Here is an 18,996-nt window from a genome sequence, read left to right as displayed (position 1 = left end):
GGCCCCGGGAGCGGGTCAGGAGTCGGCGCGGATGCGGTGTTCGCCGAGGCGGGCGAGTACCGCCTGGTTCGCTTCCCAGCCGTCCGGGAACTTGACCGGGACGCCGAGCCGCACCGGCTCGGCCGACGGATGGGCGTCCAGCAGTTCGGGGATGCCCGCGCGCGCGACCACCAGGCACGCGTGCCGGTGCCGGGACGCCAGCACGCACAGCCGCCCCGACTCCAGGTGGAACGCGGTCGCGTCCCGCCGTCCGGACAGCGGATGCAGCACCACCGTCACGTCGTACTCGCGGCCCTGCAGCCGGTTGGCGGTGTCGACGGTGATGTCGTCCGCGTACGGGCCGAGCGCGAGGCGGATCGCGGCGACCTGGTCGCGGTGCGCCGCGCCGACCGCGATACGGTCCGCGCCGACCGGCGCCTCACCGCGTTCGGAGTGCGCCACCGGCCCGCGCTGCAGCATCCGGACGGCCAGCGCCGCCGTCGCCTGGACGGCCTCCCCGTCCGTGCGCAGCGTGTGCCGCGCGGGCAGCTCGTACAGCGCCCACCCGGTCGCCGCGGCCTCCTCGACGGCGCGGTCGTAGGACGTGCCCATCCCGCCCGCGCCCAGCTCGAGCCGCCGGTCTTGCGGACCGGTGCCCGACCGGAACCCGGTGAACGGATAGAACGCCTGCGAGACCACCGGCGCCGCCGACGCCGGAAGCCGCCACGACACCGGCAGCCGGTGCACCGGAAGCCCGGGATTGTGCGCGAGCAGGACCGACACGGCGCTGCGCATCGGATCCCACGACAGGCCCGCCCAGCGCTCGACCTCGACCGTCGAGAACGGGTCGAGCTGGCCCGGATCGCCCACGAACAGCGCCCGCTCGAAGCGGCCCGCGATGCGCAGCAGCATGTCCGAGCGCATCTGGTACGCCTCGTCCACGATCGCCCACGGCCACGACCCGTCGGTCAGCGTCGCCCATTTCGCGGCCGTCGCGATCACGATCGTCCGGTCGGCGATGTCGTCGGCCTTCAGCGCGACCCGCACCGACGCGTGCGCCGTCACCCGCTCGGACGCCAGGTACCCCGCCGCCGACAGCCTGCCGATCGTCAGGTCCGGATGGTCGGTGGCGATCCGGTCGATCAGGTCGTCCACCTGCTCGTTGGTCTGCGCCACGATCATCAGCCGCTCGCCCGCGCGGGCCAGGTGCGCGGCGGCCCGGACGACCAGCGTCGACTTGCCCGCGCCGGGCGGCGAGTCCACCACGACGCCGCGGTGGTCCTTCGCCAGGTCGGCCAGGACGGCCTCGACGACCCGGTTCGCCTCCACGGCCGGACTGCTCACAGCGGTGCTCACGACCACACCTCCGTCGCGTCCTCGTCGGCCGGCTCGTACTCGGCGGGCGGGCCGCCGTGCGTCCACGGGGTGTCCTCGCGCTCGGGGAACTTCGACGCGCCCCACGAGTCGGCCGTGCGGGACGTGAACACCACCGGCTGCCCCGGCTCCGGCACCACGCCCGGCTCCGGGGTGAGCTTGCGTCCCATTCCGCCGGTCAGCTCCAGCAGGACGTCCTGCCCGTCGATCTCCACGACCTTGCCCTTGAGCCCCGGACGGGCCGCGTTCACCACCGTCGCGCCCTCGTCCAGCCGGACGGGGTCCTCGGTGCGGATCCGCACGTACGGACGCAGCTTCGGCCGCTTGCCCGACTCGTCCAGCCGGGTCGGCTCGGCCTCGGTGACCACGCCGCCGAACGCCTGGCCCGCGAGTCGCTGCTCGGCCATCACCAGCGGATCGTCGAACGCGCGCTGCGCCTCGTAGGACTCCTGCGAACGCTCCAGGTCGTGCAGGCGGCGCGCCGCGCGGACCGCGTCGTCCAGCTTCGCCTGCGGCGGGCTCTCGGCGAACTCGCGGTGGAAGTAGGTGAACGAGTCGCGGTCCCGCTCCCAGCGCCTCGGCACGCTCGCGCCCTCGGGCAGGGCGCGCAGCAGGTCCAGCGCGCGCCAGGCCAGGTCCCAGGTCGGGGTGAGCTGCGAGGCGACGGCCGCGCGGATCCGCTCCTCGGCGCGCGGCTCCCCGCCGCTCTCGTCGAACGCCGCGATCGCCGGGGCGAGCACCTCGTTGTCGAACGTCGGATCGGTCGCCGGACCGGCGGGCGGGCTCACCACGGGATCCTCCGCACGGGCGGCGGCCGACGGCCCGTCCATGCCCTCGGGCGGGTCGATCCAGCCCATCAGCGCGCCGAGGTTGCCGTCCTCCAGCGAACTCTGCCCGGTCGCCCAGTGCATCCGCAGCGTCTCGGTCAGCGTCAGCAGCACCGACGATCCCGGACGGTCGTTGCGGTCGGCGAACCAGGTCAGCCACCGGCCCAGCATCGGGACGGCCGGATCGACCGCCCACGGCCCCTCGGTGCTGCGGAACCGCGTGGACCGCCCCAGCAGCCGCAGGAACCCCACGCTGCCCCGGTTCGGCACGATGATCTGCGGCGCCCGCTCGTACCGGAACCGCTCCTCGCCGTCCTTGGACGGCTCGAGCGTCTCGGTCGCGCCGCGCTCGGCCTCGACGTGCTCGACGACGGCCTTGGCCAGCTCCGCCGCGTACCCGAACCGCAGGTCGCGGTTGCGCGGCTGCGGGACGACCAGCAGCGTCGGCGCGTTCCGGTCGGTGCCGAGCATCGTCGCCAGCGGCGCCGCGGCCTCGCCCGCCAGCTTCAGCGGGATCATCACCAGCGGCGTCTCGCTGAGGTGGCAGTGCCGGACGGTCGCGACCGGCACCGCCCGCCCGGCCGCGATGGCCTCCAGCTGGGCGAGGGCGGTGAGCGTGCTCACGCCGTCCGCTCCAGAACGTCCGCGCCGTGCGCCGGGACGCCGACCAGCGGCGACGCCGTGTCACGCGGCGGGACGGCGGGCGCCGGAGCGGAGGCGAGCGCCTCGCGGCGCAGCCGGGCGGCGACGCGCAGTTGCTCGGCCGTCTCGGCCATGTCCTCCGACGGCTCCCGGACGCCGCGCGCCAGGTCCAGCGCCGTCACGACGCTGTCCACCCCGCCGAGCTCGTCCCGGACGGGCCGTCCGAGCGTCCCCGTGGCCCCGCAGGCCCGCGCCTCGTCGCGGCAGAACAACGCCATCTCGCAGCTCGACATGCACTCCGGCGCGTACCGGGCCTCCACCGCGCGCACCGCGTCGGGCAGGCCCTCGTCGAGCGCGAACGTCAGCCCGTCCGGCATGGTCCGCGCGATGTCCTCGGCGCGGGTGAGCCGCGCGAGCTGCCGCCTCACCACCGCCAGCTGCGGCCTGACGTCCACGGGCGTGGCCGTCGGCCGGTTCGAGAAGTTCTCCGGGCAGACCAGGAACACCTCGTGCGACACCCGCTCCGGGTCGTGTCCGAGGCCCGCGACCAGCTCACGGAGCGCCAGGACGTACACCGCCGACTGCCGCGCCGCCGCCGCGACCTGCTCCGGTTCGGCCTGCCCGTCCACGACCGCGAACGACTTGACCTCCACGACGTGGAACCGGCCGCCGAGCTGGAAGGCGATCACGTCCGGCTCCAGGTAGGCGCGCTGCCCGGCGATGTCCAGCCGCAGCAGTGGATGGTCGAACATCGTCCCCTCGCCCGACTCCAGGGCGCGCGCCATCAGGTGCCGGGTGCGGGTGTGCCGCACCTCGCGGCTCTCGGTGCCGACCGACTCCAGGTCGTCGTAGGCGACCTCCGGGATGTCCAGCCCGAGCCCGTCGCGCAGCAGCGCCAGCAGCTCGGCGCAGCCGTCCGCCTTCACCTGCGCCTCGAACGCGTTCCCGCGGGTGATCGCGAACTGCGACTGCCCGAAGGGCGCGCCGAACCCCAGGTGCCGGGCGACCGCGTCCTTGTCGACCGCGGCGGCGTCCATCACCCCGCGCCGCGCGCAGCCCGGGTTCGCGGTCAGCGCCGCTATCGTCCGGGCGTCGTGGTTGCGCGCGGTCTCGCCGCCGCGCAGGTGGGACAGGTCGGTCGCCGTGTGGTCGTCGTCTCTGATCATCGCCGTCGCCGGTTCGTCGTGTCGCCCGGGCTCGCGCCCGCGCCTGTGGTCGTGTTGTCGCCGGTGTCCGCGCCCGCGCCCGGGCCGTCACCGGTACCCGTCCGGCGGGGCAGGACGCGCAGCCCGCCGCCGAACAGCAGCGCCGCGTCGTCCAGCGCGTCCGCCGCGCGCCGCGCCGCCGCCGCGCGGTCCCGCCCGTCGGCGTCGCTGTGCACGGCCAGCTCCGCCCGCGCCGCCTCGGCGACCACGGCCGGCTCCACCGCACCGTCCGTCCCGACGGTACCGCCCGCCGCCCCCGGAATGGTGGCGGCGAACCGCCACAGCAGCCGCTGGACGCCCGCGTCCCGCCCGGTATCGGTATGTTCCGCGCGTTCGGCCACCCGGATCGCCGCCGTGAGGAAGTCCACGCGCGCGCTGAGCGGACCGACGACGCGCTGCCGCAACGGCCATGTGCTCACCGTCAGCAACCCGCGCGCGGGAGCCAGCAGGTCGGCGGTCAGCGCCGCGCACAGGTAGTACGGACGCGCATACGGCGCGGACCGGAACGACCGTTCCTCGTCCCGCCGCAGGCTTGTCAGCCGCGTCGCCGGGATCTCTCCCGGGAAGAACGCCCCGTGCACGGCCCCGATCAGCTTCGGCGCCGCGGGCACGCCCAGCACTGTCAGAGCCTGATGAACCTGCTCCCGCACCGGCACCAGCCCCCGCGCCACTCCGCCGACGTTTCCCTGCGCTCCGGCGGGCGCGGGGGAGTCCGTGGCGGGATCACCGCCGAGGACGGCCTCGTCCCACGCCTGCTCGGCCCGGCGCAGTTCCGCGCGCAGGTTCCGCGCGGTCTCCCGGTCGCCGCCCGCCGCCGCGCGACGCACGGCCGCGCGCAACTCGGCGATGCGCTCCTCCAGCACGTCAGGGGAGGAGCCGGGTGATCCGGACATGCCGGAGAGAGTACCGCGACTTCCAGTGACTTCCAGTGTTTTCCAGAATTATCCGCGCGAGTCGCGCCGCAACGGATGATCTTCCGGGATCTCGACCACGACGATCCGGATCCCCTCCGGATCCTCGATCCACATCTCGACCAGCCCCCACGGCTCGGCGCGCGGCTCGCGCGCCACCCGGACCCCGGCGGCGACCAGGCGCGCGTGCTCGGCCCGGACGTCCCGCACCTGGAGCCACAGCATCGGCGCGCCCTCGCCCGCCGGCCCGGGCCCCCTCCCCGACACCTCCAGGAACCCGTTGCCGAGGAAGAACACCAGGCCGGGATCGTCCGGCGGGCCGAACTCCCGGTACACCGCCAGGCCGAGAACGTCCCGGTAGAAACGACGCGCCCGCTCGGGGTCGGCCGGACGGACCAGTATGCGACTGCTCAGAACCTCCATACGCCTCATCATTCCCAGCAGGCGATATGGCAGCCTTGTCCGAGTGACGGACCCCGAAGCCGCCTCCCGGCGCATCTGGCTGATCAGGCACGGCGAGAGCGAGTCGAACGCCGGCCTCCCCACCAACGGCCCCGGCGCCTCGCCCCTCACCCCGCTCGGACGCCGCCAGGCCGAGCGCGTCGCGGCCCTGTTCCCCTCCGCGCCGTCCCTCATCGTCAGCTCGGACTTCGTCCGCGCGCGCGAGACGGCGGCGCCGACACGTGCCCGCTTCCCAGGCGTCCCCTACGAGGAATGGCCCGTCGAGGAGTTCACCTACCTCGGCTCACTGCACGGCCCCAACACCACGAACGAAGAACGCCGTCCCTACGCCGAGGCCTACTGGAAACGCTCCGACCCGTCCCATGTGGACGGCGGCGACGGCGAATCCTTCCAAGACCTGATCTCACGCGCCCGCGCGATGCTCGACACCCTGGCCGCCCGTCCCGAGCCCGGCCTCATAGCGGTCTTCTCCCACGGCCTCTTCATCCGCGCCGCCATGTGGACGCTCCTCACCGGCATCACCGAACCGACGTCCGACCAGATGCGCGCCTTCTTCCGCTTCATCGAGGGCAGCCGCACCCCGAACGGCACGATCGTCGAACTCCGCCCGGACCTCCCGGACCTGTTCTCCGTCACCTTCGGCATCCCGACCGCGACCCCCGACCCCGAAACGGTGCACGAGCCTCAGGAGGCGAATCCGGCGAAGTAGCTCGCGACCATGTCCTCCCCGCCGTGCCCCTGCTCGGTCGCGCGGACGAACCGCTGCCGCGCCGCGTCCGTCAGATCCACCCGGACGCCCGCGGACGACGCCGCCTCCATGATGAGCCCGGTGTCCTTGGTCGCGTTCAGCACCGTGAACGTCGGGCTGAAATCCCGGTCCAGGACGGCCCGCATCTTGGTCTGCAGGTAGCCGCAGTCGAGCGGCCCACCCGACATGACCTCCCCGAACGCGTTCGGATCCAGGCCCAGCCCCTCCGCCAGCGCCATCGACTCGGCCACCAGCGACGTGAGCGTGATCGCGTACCCGACCGTGACCATCTTCAGGCGCGTGCCCCCGCCCTCCGCGCCGTCCTGGCCCAGCCACAGCGTCCGCTGTCCCACGGCGTCGAACACCGGCCGCACCACCTCGCGCGCGGCCTCCGGCCCCGCCGCCAGGACGACCAGCCTCCCCTCGGTGGCGGGCTGCCTGCTCCCCTGCACCGGCGCGTCGACGAAGGTGAGCCCGTTCCGGACGGCCAGCTTGGCGAGCGGCTCGAGCGCGGCCACGCCGACCGTGCTCATCTGCGCCCACACCGCGCCCTCGCGGGCCCGCGGGGCGGCGTCCGCCATCACCTCGGCCACGGCGTCGCCGTCGGTCATCATCGTGACGATCACCTCGGCGTCCGCGACCGCCTCGCCGGGGGAGTCCACGACCCGCGCGCCCGCCTGGCCGAGCGGCTCGGCCCGCGCCCGCGTCCGGTTCCACACCGTCACGTCCAGTCCGGCGCCGAGCAGGTTCCGCGCCATCGGGAACCCCATGATCCCCGTCCCGAGCAGGGCGACAGCCGTCATCCGAGCCTCCTCCGGTCCCGCGCGGCGGCCTCCGCGCCGCGCCTCCGCCGATCTCCTACCCAGATCGACGGCCCGCAGGACCCACGAGATCACCAGGCGCCCGCCTGCCGCACGGCGGACCCGGACCAGGAGGCCGCCCGGTCAGCAACGCGACCGCGAGGCCGCCCGGTCAGCGGCGCAATCACGAGGTCGTCCGGCGGCGGCGGGGCCGAGAGCTCTGTCAGCGACAGGACCGGGACGTCGTCCGCGGGTCAGCCGTAGGCGGGGTTGTCGTCCGGGACCTCGGTGTACGGAACGGCGAACGCGTCGAGCGTCCGGTCCAGGTTGGCCGACCACCACGCCACCAGCGCCGTCGGCGCGTCGTCTCCGTCCGACGGCTCGTCACCGAGGTACCGCCGCCTCAGCGACGCCACATCGCACAGCCGCTCCCACCAGGCCCGATGGACGGCCGACTGGATCTGCCCGGCGTCCAGGCCGACGACCGAGCGGTGACCGCGCAGGAACGCCTGGACCCGGTCGAGGTCGAGCCCCCGGTCGTCCCCGCAGGCGAACAGCCGCGCCGCCGCGCCGACGACCTCGCCCGCGAGCGGCCCGGTGGTCAGCGCGTCCCAGCCCAGCACCGCCGACACCTCGCCCGACCGCCCGTACCGGAGATGTCCCTGGTGGAACGCGCCGTGCAGCCGTCCCACCATGCTCGTGTCGATCTCCGGCGGCTGGTGGTCGGCGAACTCGTCCAGCAGCTCGCGGCGTTCACCGAGCCGCCGGACGGTCAGCGCGGAGAAGTCCGTCCCGTCGTCGGGCGTCTCGGTGATCGCCGCGTCCACGGCCGCGATCGCGGCGGACGCCCGGGACGTCGGCACCAGCATGCTCTGCTGCACCGGCCCGGTCACACGGTCGAGTTCTGTGTGCAGCCGCCCGAGCAGCGCCCCGAGACGCCCGCACTGGACGAACGTCAGTTCCAGCCCGTCCCGCCGCCGCCCGGACGCCCACGGGAACAGCTCGTATCCGCGTCCGCCCGTGACGACCAGCGTCCTGCCGTTGCGCGCGGGCACGGGCGCGAGCACCGGAAGCCCGGCCTCGTCCAGCGCGGCCATCGCCTCATGCCGCAGCCCGATCCGCCTGCGATCGGGTGCGCCGTGCTCCCGCAGCAGGTAGGACGCGCCGCCGGAATCCACGCGCCAGCGGCGCTCACGGCCTCCGGGCAACGGTTCCGGGACGGCCCCGGCCTCGATCTCCCAACGACGCGGCAGCCGTGGTGGCAACGGCTCGTCGTGGTGATCCCGTGATTCGTCGTGAACCCGCGATGACGTCGGCACCTCGGTCCCTCGCTGGACTCGGTCGAACGAATGTTCTGCGGCCGACGCTACACGCTCGGCCGTCGTCCACGAAAGCGAACCGCTGGCATCCGCCGCCCCGCGCCCTCAGAGGAAAAACCCGCGCGGTCTGCGAGGCGTCGGCGCGCCCCACGTTCCGCGCGGGCCGATATCAACGACGCCGCGTCCCAAGCCCCAGGTCAGACGCGCTCGAGCACCACGACTGGAATCTCACGGTCGGTCTTCTTCGTGTACTCGTCATAGTCGGGCCACACCGCGACCATCTTCTTCCAGAGCCGGGGCCGCTCCTCCGCCGTCGCCGTCCGGGCGCGCGCGGTGAACCGGTCGCCCAGAACCTGCACCTTCACCTCGGGGTCGGCCTCAAGGTTCAGATACCAGAGAGGGTGCTCCTCCGCGCCGCCCTTGGACGCGATCACGATGTAGTGGTCACCGTCCTTCTGGTAGATCAGCGGCGTCGTGCGCTCTATGCCCGACTTGCGCCCCACGGTGGTCAACAGCAACGTGACCGTGCCGTTCCAGTCGTGCCCCTCAGCGCCGTCGGTCTCCTGATAGCGCTTGACGTGTTCCTTGCCGAAAAGCATGCGGCCTCCTCGCGTTCCAGCGGATGCGCGCGGTGCGGCACCGCGCGACGGCGACAACATCCATCGGCCCGAGGACCTTCCCCCCAGCTCAGAGGCCACGCGGGGGAGGAGGTCAATTCTCGTTCAGCAGACTGTTCAGGAACCGGACCGTCTCGTCCGGACGGGACGCGGTGATACACAGGTCGTTCATCACCCGCATGTAGGTGTCCACGTCGGCGGGCTTGTCCAGGTAGAGGGCGCTGGTGAGCTGCTCCAGGTACACCACGTCCGACAGGCCCGGCTCGGCGAACCGCAGGATCGTGAACGGCCCGCCCGTCGCGCACGGCTCGGACGCCTCGTACCGGACGACCTGCAGCGTGACGTTCGGCAGATCGGCCATCTTGAGCAGGTGCCGCAGCTGTCCGCGCATGACCTCGCGTCCACCGAGGCTGCGGCGCAGCACCGCCTCGTCGAGGACGGCCCACAACGTCGGAGCACCCGGCTCGACGAACCGCTCCTGCCGCGTCATCCGCAGCCGGACACGCCGCTCGACGTCCTCCTCGGTCGCGTCAGGGTGGCCGAGGCGGACGACCGCCCGCGCGTAGTCCTCGGTCTGCAGCAGCCCCGGCACGAACTGCAGCTCGTAGCAGCGCAGCAGCGAGGCGGCCTCTTCGAGGCCGAGGTAGGTCTCGAACCAGTTCGGTAGAACGTCGCCGTAGCGGTGCCACCAGCCGGGGGTGTTGGCCTCGCGCGCGAGCTCGAGCAGGGGAGCGCGGTCGGCGGGGTCGGTGACGCCGTAGAGCGTCAGCAGGTCGGCGACGTCGCGTTCCTTGAACCCGACGCGGCCGAGCTCCATCCGGCTGATCTTGGAGTGCGAGCCGCGGATCTCGTACCCGGCGTCCTCGGTCGAGATCCCCTTCCCCTCGCGGAGCCGGCGCAGCTGCGCCCCCAGCAGGATGCGCAGCACGGTCGGACCGCCGCGACGCGGGTAGTCGAGCAGACGTCCGGGTGTGGAGTCGCCCTCCGCTGGAGGAACGGGTGCAGCAGCGTCCTGGGGCAAGGGGTCACCAGCCAGTCTTGGCGAAACGGCATCGACCATCGTAGAGGATCACACCGGACCCCGCCGCTCTCCGCGCCAGAACGTCTCCGGAACGTGGCCAGGCCATGCGCCTCCGTGAACACCAACCGGCGTCCCGGGCCGCGTCCCGCCTCCGAACCGTTCGCCGTGGCCCCCGGGCAACGCGTGAACTCTCTCACGTCCCCACGCGCCGCACCCTGCCCCACCCACCCTGACGTGCTGTTCTCTTCCACGCCCCAACAGCCTGTGGCCACGCGTGACACAGCTCTCGCCCGTCGCGCGCGAACACCACCCCGCCGAGACGTTCTCATTACTGGAGGGCGACGGATAACGAGCCTCCCGGCGACGCCGAATGTCTCGCTCTCCAGACTGAACCCCACGCCCCTCCAGACACCGAACACAGGGGGACCCGATGGACATCCACTTCCTCACCACGGGCCGAGTGACCGAGGACGCCCGCGCCTCCGCCGAAGCCGCCGTCCGTGCGGCGCTCGCAGGCACGCGCGCGGACACCGTCTCCGTCCGGGGCACCCTGAGCCTGGCCGCCGACGCGTCCCTCCCGCGCCCGGCCCTGGCGCAGGCGGTCGCCACCCTCGACGGCCGCGCCCTCCGCGTCCAGGCCGCCGCCCCGACCGTCGACGAGGCGATCACCCTCCTCCAGGACCGCCTCACCGTCCGCGTCGCCTACCTCCGCGCAAGCTGACCCACCTCGCACAACACCACTCGCATGAGCCCGTCCCCACACACGAACTGACCCCACGCCGCTCGGCCCGCGTCAGTACGTCGCTCGCATACGTGCCTGCTTCGGGGACGCGAGCTGAACCTCCACGGCGACCGGCCGTCAGCACCGGCCTCGTCGTCGGCTGCCTCGCACGGGCGAAAACCCGTTGCCCGGGCGTGATCTCCCCGGCAGGCTGCCTGGCGGTGAAGGAGGTGGACCATGCAACCGCGTGAAGTACGAGCCGAGTACGACCGAGACTCGATCACCGTGTACCAGGCGTTCTCCACGGCGATCGCGAAACCGGCCCTGGAACACGGACGCTTCGTCCCGCCGTTCTCACGCACCCGCATGACGTGGATCAAACCGTCCTTCCTGTGGCTGATGGCCCGAAGCGGCTGGGCTCGCAAACCCGGTCAGGAGACGATCCTCGCCGTCCGCATCACCCGGCAGGGCTGGGACGAGGCGCTCTCCCTGGCCGTCCCGACCGACCCCGACCGCCGTGTCTTCCGCTCCACCGACGAATGGCGCGCGGCCTTCCGTCATGCCCAGGTCCACGTCCAATGGGACCCCGAACGCTCCCTACGTGGGGAGAAACTCGAACCCCGCGCCATCCAGATCGGCCTGAGCCGCCACGTCATCGACCGCTACGCCGACGAGTGGACCCTCTCGATCGAGGACCGAACGCCCCTGGCCCGCAAAATCCACCAGCACGTCCAGTCCGGTGACCTGGCCAAAGCGAGACGCCTCCTTCCGAGGGAACGTCCCTATCCCCTCCCCGCCTCAACGGTTCACCAACTGGGCGCGACCTCCTAGCCGGGCCCGCTCGGCAGATCCTGGCTGACGGTCGCCAGCAGGTGCGTCACCAGGGGATTCTGATCGTCCCTGCGCCAGGCGACAGCGACTCGTGTGCGGGCGGTGCTCGGCTCGATTCTGCGGAACGCGACACCTTTCAGACGGATACGTCGGATGCTCGCGGGAGCCAGGGAAACGCCCAGCCCGGTTTCCACGAGCGCGCACACCGTCTGCCATTCCACCGCATGCTGGGTGATCTGCGGCATGAAACCGGCCTCGGTGCACAACGTGATGATCTGGTCGTGCAACTGCGGGCCGACTGTGCGCGGCAGCAGCACGAAGGGCGACTCCGCCAATTGGACGAGTCGCACGGAACGCTGCGCGGCCAGCGGGTGGGCGGCCGGCAGGACAGCCATGAAGGGCTCGCGGAGCACCGTCCTGAAGCAGAGGTCCGCTTCGTCGGCGGGTTCTCGCAGCAGGCCGACGTCGATGGCCTTGTCGTGCAGGGCGGCGATCTGCGGTGCTGTGGTCATCTCATGGATGTCCAGGTGCACGCCGGGGAACCGTTCCCGAAAGGCGCGCAGCAGGCCCGGCAGGACGGTCAGGGCGAGGGAGGCGGAGAACCCGATCCTCAAACGACCGGCCTGGCCGCTGCCAGTGGCCCGGGCCGCGGAGAGACCCTCCGCCAGGTCGGTGAGGGCTCTCCGTGCGGAGGGCAGCAGCTCACGGCCGGCCGGGGTGAGCGTGACGTGTCCCGGTTCCCGGTTGAACAGCATGTGGCCGACCTTGGCTTCCAGCCGACGGATCTGCTGACTCAGCGGTGGCTGGGCGATGCCCAGGCGGGCGGCCGCGTGACCGAAGTGGAGTTCCTCGGCGAGCACGACGAAGGCGTGCAACTGGGGGAGGGGGAGTTCGGGACGCTCCATACGCCTAGAGATATCAGGTCGTGCTCCTGGAGGTATTAGACGTATCGGCCCTGGTCGGCTTAGCGTTCGGCGCATGACAGAGCGACGCGCGATCCTCAGCGGCTCGACCTTCGAGGAGCAGATCGGCTATGCCCGCGCCGTGGTGGACGGCGACTGGGTGCACGTGTCCGGGACGACCGGGTTCGACTACACCACCATGACGATTTCCGACGACGTGGTGGAGCAGGCCGAGCAGTGCCTGCGCAACATCGAGGCCGCCCTGGCCGAGGCGGACTGCACCTTCGCCGACGTGCTGCGCGTCCGCTACCTGCTGCCCGACCGTGAGGACTTCGAGCCTTGCTGGCCGCTCCTGCGCCGCTGCTTCGGCGACGTCCGCCCGGCCGCCACGATGCTGATGTGCGGTCTCGCCGACCCCCGAATGAAGCTCGAGATCGAGGTCTACGCACGCCGCCCGCCGCATAGCTCCGATCCGCATAGCTCGAATCCGCCCTGAGGAAGCAGCATTTTTCCCCCACCACCAAGCGCACCGCGCTCCACAGCACGGCAAGAACCAGCCCCCCCGCACCGGGGGAGCGGGGGCGCCGGGCATGGGTGGGACGGATGCGGCTCCATCGCGCCGTGGGTGCGAGGACGGGCCCCTCGTCGGGCTTTGGACAGCGGATCGACGGGGCCTGCTCGTCATGACTGCTTAGGCGGTTGTTCGGCGGTGGACGGCGGGGGCGGTGAGGAAGGTGGCCAGGGCGGATGTTGCACCGATGGCTCCCATGACGCACCAGAGGGGGCCAGCGCCCAGCGGGAGAAGGAGCGTGCCGACCACCGGGGCCAGAGCTGCGCCCGCGGCCCAGCTCATGCCGGAGATGCCCGCGTAGGTCCCCTGAAGTCCGGCGGGGGCGAGGGCCGCGACGATCGTCGCGAGGGCTCCGGCCACGATGATCTCGCCCGCGGTCCAGACGACGACCGTCAGCGCGAGGCCGAGCGCGTTGTGGACCAGGGCGGTCAGGGCGAAGCCCGCTGACACGACGGCGGTTCCAGTGGCGAGGACGTGGACGTGGTTCAGGCGGGCCAGCCACCTGGTCGCGACCGGTTGGATCAGGACGATCAGAACGCCGTTGAGCGCCATCGCCTGGCCGTAATCCACCCGTCCGATGCCCTGCCCGGCCATGGCCAGAGGAAGCGTCGTGAAAGCCTGCGCGTACAGGACTCCGTAGGCCGCGGTGGAAAAGCACAGAACCACCATCGGACGGTTCCGCAGCACCGACCGAAGACCCGGGGAGGCAACGGCCTTCTCGGACCGACGGGGCTCCGGCAAGGCGCGCCACACCACGAACGCGAAGGCCAGCGCGACGGCCGCGTTCACGCCGAACATCGTCTGCGCGCCGTGTCCGGCGAGCCAGCCGCCCGTCAGCATCGCGATCGAGTAGCCGAGGTTCATTGCCCAGAACAGCAGTCCGTACGCCTTGGGCCGCGACTCCGGTGACACCAGATCGGCCACCATCGCCTGCGATGCCGGACGGTACGACTCGATGGTGAGGCCGAGCAGGAACGCCGTCACCACCACGGCGGTGAAGCCTTGCGCGGCGCCCAGCGCGACCATCGCGGCCGAGGTGGCGAGCATCCCGCCGGTGAGGGTCAGCCGGCGTCCGAACCGGTCGGCCAGCGCCCCGGCGAGCACGTGCGAGAGGAGCGAACCCGCGCCGAAGGCCGCCATGGTGGCCCCGGCCTGACCGGAGGTGAACCCCTGGGCCCGGACGAGGTACACCGCCAGGAACGGCTGGACGACCGCGCCGCTGCGATTGATGACGATGCCGAGCCACAGCGTCCAGAAGGGCCGCGGCAACGACAGCGGGCCGGTGGTGACCCGCGGGCGGGAGGTGAGGACTGTCATGCCGATCATGGTTTGACGGGCGGTCCGCGAAGCCTAAATGTTTCATCCGTGCCTGAATCGTCGTTCGCCGAGTTCGACTTCACCTCCGTCGACCTCGCCAGGTTGAGGTTCGCCTTCTCGCCGGTGTCCGAAGCCGTCGCGAGCCTGCGCGTGTTGCAGGACCCGGGTCGGCAGGCATTGCATCTGCCGTGGATCCGGGCCGTCCGGCCGCGACTCGAGGAACTGGATCTGCGGCTGTTGTACGCGCTGGTTCCGCTCGGTCCCTACTTCGTGGACTTCCTGACTCCCCCGCCGGCCAGTCCGCTTCGGGACATCGAGGCGGAGCTGCGCTCGGTCGCCGAGGCCGACGTCCGCGAGGCCGCCGCCGAGGCGCGACGGCTCCCCGGCGCGGACACCGCCGTCGTGCGCGAGTTCCTCGACGACCCGGCGGCCGGTGTCGCCCGCGCCGCCGCCGAACTGCGCCTCTACTGGGACACGGCGCTGGACCGGTACTGGCCGCAGATCCGCGGTCTGTTCGAGTCGGAGGTGCTGCGGCGCGTCCGGCAGCTGGCCCGCGACGGCGCGGGGGCGATGTTCAACGACCTGCACCCCAACATCAGCTGGGACGAGGGCCGCCTGCGCGTGCGGACTCGGGCCTGGCGGCGCACCGGACCGCTCAGCGGCGACGGCATGATCCTGATCCCGAGCGTCTTCCACTGGCCCGACACCGCCGTGATGGCCGAGCCGTACCAGCCGAACCTGGTCTATCCCGTGCCCGGCGTCGGCAACCTGTGGTCCCGAGGCGCCGTTCCCACGGCCCCCGCGCTCGACGCCCTGATCGGGCGGACCCGAGCCCGCGTGCTCGTCGCCCTCAGCGAACCCGCCACCACGACCAACCTCGCCCGACGCCTGTCCATGACGCCGGGCGCGATCAGCCAACACCTGTCCGTGCTCCGCGACGGCGGCCTGGTCACCAGCCGCCGTACCGGCCGCGAGGTCTTCTACGAACGCTCCCAAGTCGGCGACACTCTGTGTTCCGGCTCCTCCTCGGACGTGGCGTGAGCCTGGGATGTTCTCCGAGCGGCTGGCACCCTTCGCTGCCGTGACCATCGCGTACCAGCGCATTCGGGCGTCTGCGGACCTCGGCTTGTCCGCTCGCGGGGAGCGAACCAAGGACGGCCCGCCAGAGCGCACGGATGCCGGAGCGCATGGATGCTGCAGCGCATGGACGCCGGAGCCATGGATGGAGGGCGCGGTTGCCGAGCGTATGGATGCCGGAGAGCGCGGATGCCGCAGCGCAGGGCTGAGGGAGGCGCAGGGCCGGGGATGCCCACGGATGCCGAAGCGCACGGATGCCGATGCGCGGCGGATCAGGATGGGTGGAAGCCGGGGGTGGGGTCGGGTTCACAGCCGAGGAGTTCGTGAAGGATCGGCGGGAGCTCGTCCCACAGCCACTCGTTCACGCTTCCGGGGTAGCCCTCAGGTGGTCTGACCTCGAGCAGCTGGTTGCTGATCGGTGACAGCCGGACGGCGACGGGCTCCTCGTTCCACATCGGCTCATCGGTTCCCCAGTACTCGGCGAAGTCGGCCCCGGTCACCAGCGACTCGCACGGCAGGACGCGTGTTCCATGGCTGATTCCGAGAGGCAGTAACCGCCTGCTCAGACTGCGCAGGACGTTGGTCGCCGCCAGATCGTGCGCGCAGGCCACGCCTGACATGCGGAGCTCGGGCAGCCCGAGACGCTCCATGCCCGAAGTGGACAGTTCCAGGCAGGCGCAGGCATCGATCCCGTCGTCGCTGGCGGGACAAGGCGCCGCGACCTTGCCGGTGGTGTTCACGGTGATCCAGTCGGCGGCGAGGACGTAACGGCCGCCGTCGTCCGGCTGAGCCACGGGCAGGACGATGCGGAGGTCGTGGTCCGCGACGATCCCGTCGGTGGCCTCGCGGAGAGCGTGCGCGACGGCGCGGGCGACACGAGCGCCGAACGGCCGGTCGCGAGCGGGCAGCACGGCGCTGACGCCGATGTTCCACTCCGCCGAGCGCAGGTAAGCGAGGTCGCCGTCGCGCTCGTCCTCAACGTCCAGCGACGTGACCCCGTTCAGATTCCAGGGCGACCTGGACGCGGGGTGGTGCGAGACGGCCAGCTCCGGACCGCCGAGACGACGCGTCGCATGCGGCGCGAACGGCGCGGAGACGTGTTCGAAGATCGCTGCGGGCAGGTCGTCGGGACACCGCTCGGCGGCGACCACGAAGGTCCAGTGCGTCCGGTCGGGAACGGTGAGACGGAAGGTCTCGGTCATCGGGGGCCTCCTTGTGCCGTGGTTCAGGTACATGAACCAGGCTGGAGCGCCCCGCCTCCCGAAAATAACCGAACGCCATTCTGTGGATATCTCGTCTCCACGGCACTGTGAGGCCGTGAACCGGCCGGACGCGACCTTGGCGACGCGGGCACGCCTCCCTGTCGCTCAGAAGGACGGCGGTCCCTGTTCGATGCGTGTGAGCACCGGGGAGAGCCGGTCGAGGTCGTCGCCGTCCATGCGTTGCCGCTCGTCCCACCAGGTGGCACCTGCCTCGGCCAGGGGCCCGAGCAGATCGGCCGCCTGGTCCCGATCGGTTGGGCTGACGCCCCCGACAACGATCTCGAAGGGGCGCCCGCCCTGCCCGTCCGGCAGCGCCTCACGCTGTTCGCGCACATAGGCGACCAGGTCACGAACCTCGTGAGCCGGTGGAGCATCACCGTGCGAGGCGGAGGTGAACAGCGGGATCGCCCCGTCGAACCGGGCCGCACGACGCATCGGAGGACGACGCGGCCAGAACCCGGCGACCCAGATCGGAGGATGCGGGCGCTGCACTGGCGCGGGACGCAGCGCCACGTTCTCGGCCTGGTAGTGGCGTCCCCGAAAGGTCACCGGTTCCCCGGTCCAGTACTGCTCCAACAGCTCCAAACCCTCGTCCAGATGCTCAGCTAGAACGCGCTGGTCAGTGGGCTCCCCGAAGCTGGAGAAGTCATCACGGTCGCCCAACCCGACGCCCAGGGTGACCCGGCCGCCGCTGAGGACGTCCAGTGTGGCCACTTGGCGGGCGAGCTGTTGTGGGCGCCGCCGTGCGACCGGCGTGACCATCGTCCCGAGCCGGATCCGGCTTGTGGCCAATGCCGCAGCGGTCAACAGCATCCAGGGATCGCCAAAAGGAGCCGTCCGCTGGTCGTGGGTCAGATGGTCCCAGACGAACAGCGCATCCCATCCCGCCTGTTCCGCTGCCACGGCCACCGTCGCGACCGCGCGTGCATCGGCGAAATCTCCGAAGTTGGGGATGTTGATCGAAGAGCGCACTCTGGCATGGTGCGCTCCGCCCGCGCGCGCAGCAACCCGGTTAGCGGCCGAACCCCTCACCACGTCACGTGCGCGCAGGGGGACATGACTCAGGGCCGGACACCAGAAATGAACCTGGCGTCCGGCCCTGTGAGTCGAACTCGTGCGCGCGGGTCAGCGCGTGGTGATGTCCTTGTAGTGACGCTCGCCTTCGCCCACGTACACCTGACGCGGACGGCCGATCTTCGTCGCCGGGTCGTTCATCATCTCGCGCCACTGGGCGATCCAGCCCGGAAGGCGGCCGAGCGCGAACAGCACGGTGAAGGCGTTGGTCGGGAAGCCGATCGCCTTGTAGATGACCCCGGTGTAGAAGTCGACGTTCGGGTACAGCTTGCGCTCGATGAAGTAGTCGTCGCTGAGGGCGACCTCTTCGAGGCGCATGGCCAGGTCGAGCAGCGGGTCGGAGACGCCCAGGGCGTCCAGGACCTTGGTCGTCGCCTTCTTCACCACGGCCGCGCGCGGGTCGTAGTTGCGGTAGACGCGGTGGCCGAAGCCCATGAGCTTGACGCCGGGCTCCTTGTTCTTGACCCGCTGGACGAAGCTCTCGACGTTGTCGCCGTTCTTGTGGATGTTCTCCAGCATCTCCAGGACGGCCTGGTTGGCGCCGCCGTGCAGCGGCCCGAACAGCGCGTCCACGCCCGCCGACACCGACGAGAACAGGTTGGCCTGGCTGGAGCCGACCAGCCGCACCGTCGAGGTGGAGCAGTTCTGCTCGTGGTCGGCGTGCAGGACGAACAGCATGTCCAGCACGCGCACGATCTCCGGGTCCACCTCGTACTGCTCGGTGGGCAGCCCGAAGGTCATACGCAGGAAATTCTCCACGTAGCCGAGCGAGTTGTCCGGGTAGAGCAGCGGCTGCCCGATGGACGTCTTGTACGCGTACGCGGCGATCGTCGGCAGCTTCGCGATGAGCCGGATGCTGGAGAGGTCGACCTGCTCGTCGTCGAACGGGTCGAGGCTGTCCTGGTAGAAGGTGGACAGCGCGCTCACCGCGGACGACAGCACCGCCATCGGGTGCGCGCGACGCGGGAACGCCGAGAAGAACGCGCGGAACTTCTCGTCCAGCAGGGTGTGACGCTGGATCCGGTCGGTGAACTCCTGAAGCTGGTCCGCGGTGGGCAGCTCACCGTAGATCAGCAGGTAGGCGACCTCCAGGAAGGACGACTTCTCCGCGAGTTCCTCGATCGGGTACCCGCGGTAGCGCAGGATCCCGGCGTCGCCGTCGATGTAGGTGATCGCGGACGTGGTGGAGGCGGTGTTGGTGAACCCGGTGTCGAGGGTGACGTGACCGGTCTCCTTCAGCAGGGACGCGATCCGCAGCCCCCCAGGGCCCTCGGTCGCCTCGGTCACCTCGAGGGGCAGCCGCCCACCCGCGTGGTTGAGCTCGAAATCGGACATG

General features: G+C 71.5%; 19 protein-coding genes. 5 read left to right on the top strand and 14 right to left on the bottom strand.

Going from position 1 to position 18,996, the window contains the following annotated elements; translation table 11 throughout:
- Positions 1–15: 15 nt before the first annotated feature.
- The 5 genes from P696_RS0137310 to P696_RS0137290 are packed head-to-tail and all read right to left on the bottom strand — an operon-like array spanning position 16 to position 5,361.
- Positions 16–1,335: an AAA family ATPase gene (locus P696_RS0137310; protein WP_026416308.1), complete on the bottom strand. Its 1,320-nt coding sequence runs from the start codon at positions 1,333–1,335 to the stop codon at positions 16–18.
- Positions 1,332–2,804 (bottom strand): hypothetical protein, encoded by a 1,473-nt coding sequence (locus P696_RS0137305; RefSeq protein WP_026416307.1) that lies wholly within the window; start codon positions 2,802–2,804, stop codon positions 1,332–1,334. The genes P696_RS0137310 and P696_RS0137305 overlap by 4 nt, the downstream gene beginning before the upstream one ends.
- Complete coding sequence (locus tag P696_RS50705; protein WP_245627963.1) at positions 2,801–3,988, bottom strand: hypothetical protein; 1,188 nt, start codon at positions 3,986–3,988, stop codon at positions 2,801–2,803. Before P696_RS50705 ends, P696_RS0137305 begins: the two co-directional genes overlap by 4 nt.
- Positions 3,985–4,920 carry a hypothetical protein gene (locus P696_RS50700; RefSeq protein ID WP_064744258.1) on the bottom strand — a complete coding sequence of 312 codons (936 nt, stop codon included), beginning with the start codon at positions 4,918–4,920 and terminating at the stop codon, positions 3,985–3,987. The genes P696_RS50705 and P696_RS50700 overlap by 4 nt, the downstream gene beginning before the upstream one ends.
- A 48-nt stretch (positions 4,921–4,968) precedes the next feature.
- A complete protein-coding gene (locus tag P696_RS0137290) occupies positions 4,969–5,361 on the bottom strand; it encodes a VOC family protein (RefSeq protein ID WP_026416306.1) in 393 nt (130 codons plus the stop codon).
- A 43-nt stretch (positions 5,362–5,404) separates the two neighbouring features.
- On the opposite strand from P696_RS0137290, the gene P696_RS50695 reads away from it, so the two are divergent.
- Complete coding sequence (locus P696_RS50695) at positions 5,405–6,109, top strand: histidine phosphatase family protein (protein ID WP_051468724.1); 705 nt, start codon at positions 5,405–5,407, stop codon at positions 6,107–6,109.
- On the opposite strand, the gene P696_RS0137280 is transcribed toward P696_RS50695, so the two are convergent.
- The 4 genes from P696_RS0137280 to P696_RS0137265 all read right to left on the bottom strand — a co-directional run bounded on the left by P696_RS0137280 (position 6,085) and on the right by P696_RS0137265 (position 9,845).
- Positions 6,085–6,951 (bottom strand): NAD(P)-dependent oxidoreductase, encoded by an 867-nt coding sequence (locus tag P696_RS0137280; protein ID WP_026416305.1) that lies wholly within the window; start codon positions 6,949–6,951, stop codon positions 6,085–6,087. The genes P696_RS50695 and P696_RS0137280 overlap by 25 nt on opposite strands.
- 251 nt (positions 6,952–7,202) lie before the next feature.
- Complete coding sequence (locus P696_RS50690; protein WP_034489020.1) at positions 7,203–8,213, bottom strand: phosphotransferase enzyme family protein; 1,011 nt, start codon at positions 8,211–8,213, stop codon at positions 7,203–7,205.
- Between the two features lie 251 nt (positions 8,214–8,464).
- Complete coding sequence (locus tag P696_RS0137270; RefSeq protein WP_026416304.1) at positions 8,465–8,866, bottom strand: nitroreductase family deazaflavin-dependent oxidoreductase; 402 nt, start codon at positions 8,864–8,866, stop codon at positions 8,465–8,467.
- A 112-nt stretch (positions 8,867–8,978) separates the two neighbouring features.
- Positions 8,979–9,845 (bottom strand): helix-turn-helix domain-containing protein, encoded by an 867-nt coding sequence (locus P696_RS0137265; protein WP_026416303.1) that lies wholly within the window; start codon positions 9,843–9,845, stop codon positions 8,979–8,981.
- Between the two features lie 490 nt (positions 9,846–10,335).
- On the opposite strand from P696_RS0137265, the gene P696_RS0137260 reads away from it, so the two are divergent.
- Complete coding sequence (locus tag P696_RS0137260) at positions 10,336–10,626, top strand: hypothetical protein (protein ID WP_026416302.1); 291 nt, start codon at positions 10,336–10,338, stop codon at positions 10,624–10,626.
- Between the two features lie 237 nt (positions 10,627–10,863).
- Entirely contained in the window at positions 10,864–11,457 is a 594-nt protein-coding gene (locus P696_RS0137255) for a DUF4291 domain-containing protein (RefSeq protein WP_026416301.1), read from the top strand.
- On the opposite strand, the gene P696_RS0137250 is transcribed toward P696_RS0137255, so the two are convergent.
- Positions 11,454–12,362 (bottom strand): LysR family transcriptional regulator, encoded by a 909-nt coding sequence (locus P696_RS0137250; protein WP_026416300.1) that lies wholly within the window; start codon positions 12,360–12,362, stop codon positions 11,454–11,456. The two genes, P696_RS0137255 and P696_RS0137250, sit on opposite strands and share 4 nt — an antisense overlap.
- A gap of 73 nt (positions 12,363–12,435) precedes the next feature.
- Here P696_RS0137250 and P696_RS0137245 point away from each other — a divergent pair, with 73 nt between their 5' ends.
- Positions 12,436–12,855 (top strand): RidA family protein, encoded by a 420-nt coding sequence (locus P696_RS0137245; protein WP_026416299.1) that lies wholly within the window; start codon positions 12,436–12,438, stop codon positions 12,853–12,855.
- A 195-nt stretch (positions 12,856–13,050) separates the two neighbouring features.
- Here the strand turns inward: P696_RS0137245 and P696_RS50685 are convergent, their stop codons facing one another.
- Complete coding sequence (locus P696_RS50685) at positions 13,051–14,247, bottom strand: MFS transporter (protein ID WP_157430150.1); 1,197 nt, start codon at positions 14,245–14,247, stop codon at positions 13,051–13,053.
- 48 nt (positions 14,248–14,295) lie between these two features.
- Here P696_RS50685 and P696_RS0137235 point away from each other — a divergent pair, with 48 nt between their 5' ends.
- On the top strand, positions 14,296–15,288 hold the full coding sequence (locus tag P696_RS0137235; RefSeq protein WP_026416298.1) for an ArsR/SmtB family transcription factor: 993 nt from the start codon (positions 14,296–14,298) through the stop codon (positions 15,286–15,288).
- Between the two features lie 308 nt (positions 15,289–15,596).
- Here P696_RS0137235 and P696_RS0137230 read toward each other — a convergent pair whose 3' ends face one another.
- The 3 genes from P696_RS0137230 to P696_RS0137220 form a co-directional block, all read right to left on the bottom strand.
- On the bottom strand, positions 15,597–16,526 hold the full coding sequence (locus tag P696_RS0137230) for a hypothetical protein (protein ID WP_026416297.1): 930 nt from the start codon (positions 16,524–16,526) through the stop codon (positions 15,597–15,599).
- Between the two features lie 165 nt (positions 16,527–16,691).
- Positions 16,692–17,558 carry an LLM class flavin-dependent oxidoreductase gene (locus P696_RS0137225; RefSeq protein WP_026416296.1) on the bottom strand — a complete coding sequence of 289 codons (867 nt, stop codon included), beginning with the start codon at positions 17,556–17,558 and terminating at the stop codon, positions 16,692–16,694.
- A gap of 153 nt (positions 17,559–17,711) precedes the next feature.
- Positions 17,712–18,995, bottom strand: a complete 1,284-nt coding sequence (locus tag P696_RS0137220; protein ID WP_026416295.1) for a citrate synthase — start codon at positions 18,993–18,995, stop codon at positions 17,712–17,714.
- Position 18,996: the final 1 nt, after the last annotated feature.

The sequence above is a fragment of the Actinomadura oligospora ATCC 43269 genome (assembly GCF_000518265.1).
GTDB classification, from domain to species: domain Bacteria; phylum Actinomycetota; class Actinomycetes; order Streptosporangiales; family Streptosporangiaceae; genus Spirillospora; species Spirillospora oligospora.
The sequence above is the reverse complement of the archived record's forward strand: the minus strand, read 5'-3'. Positions and strand labels throughout refer to the sequence as shown.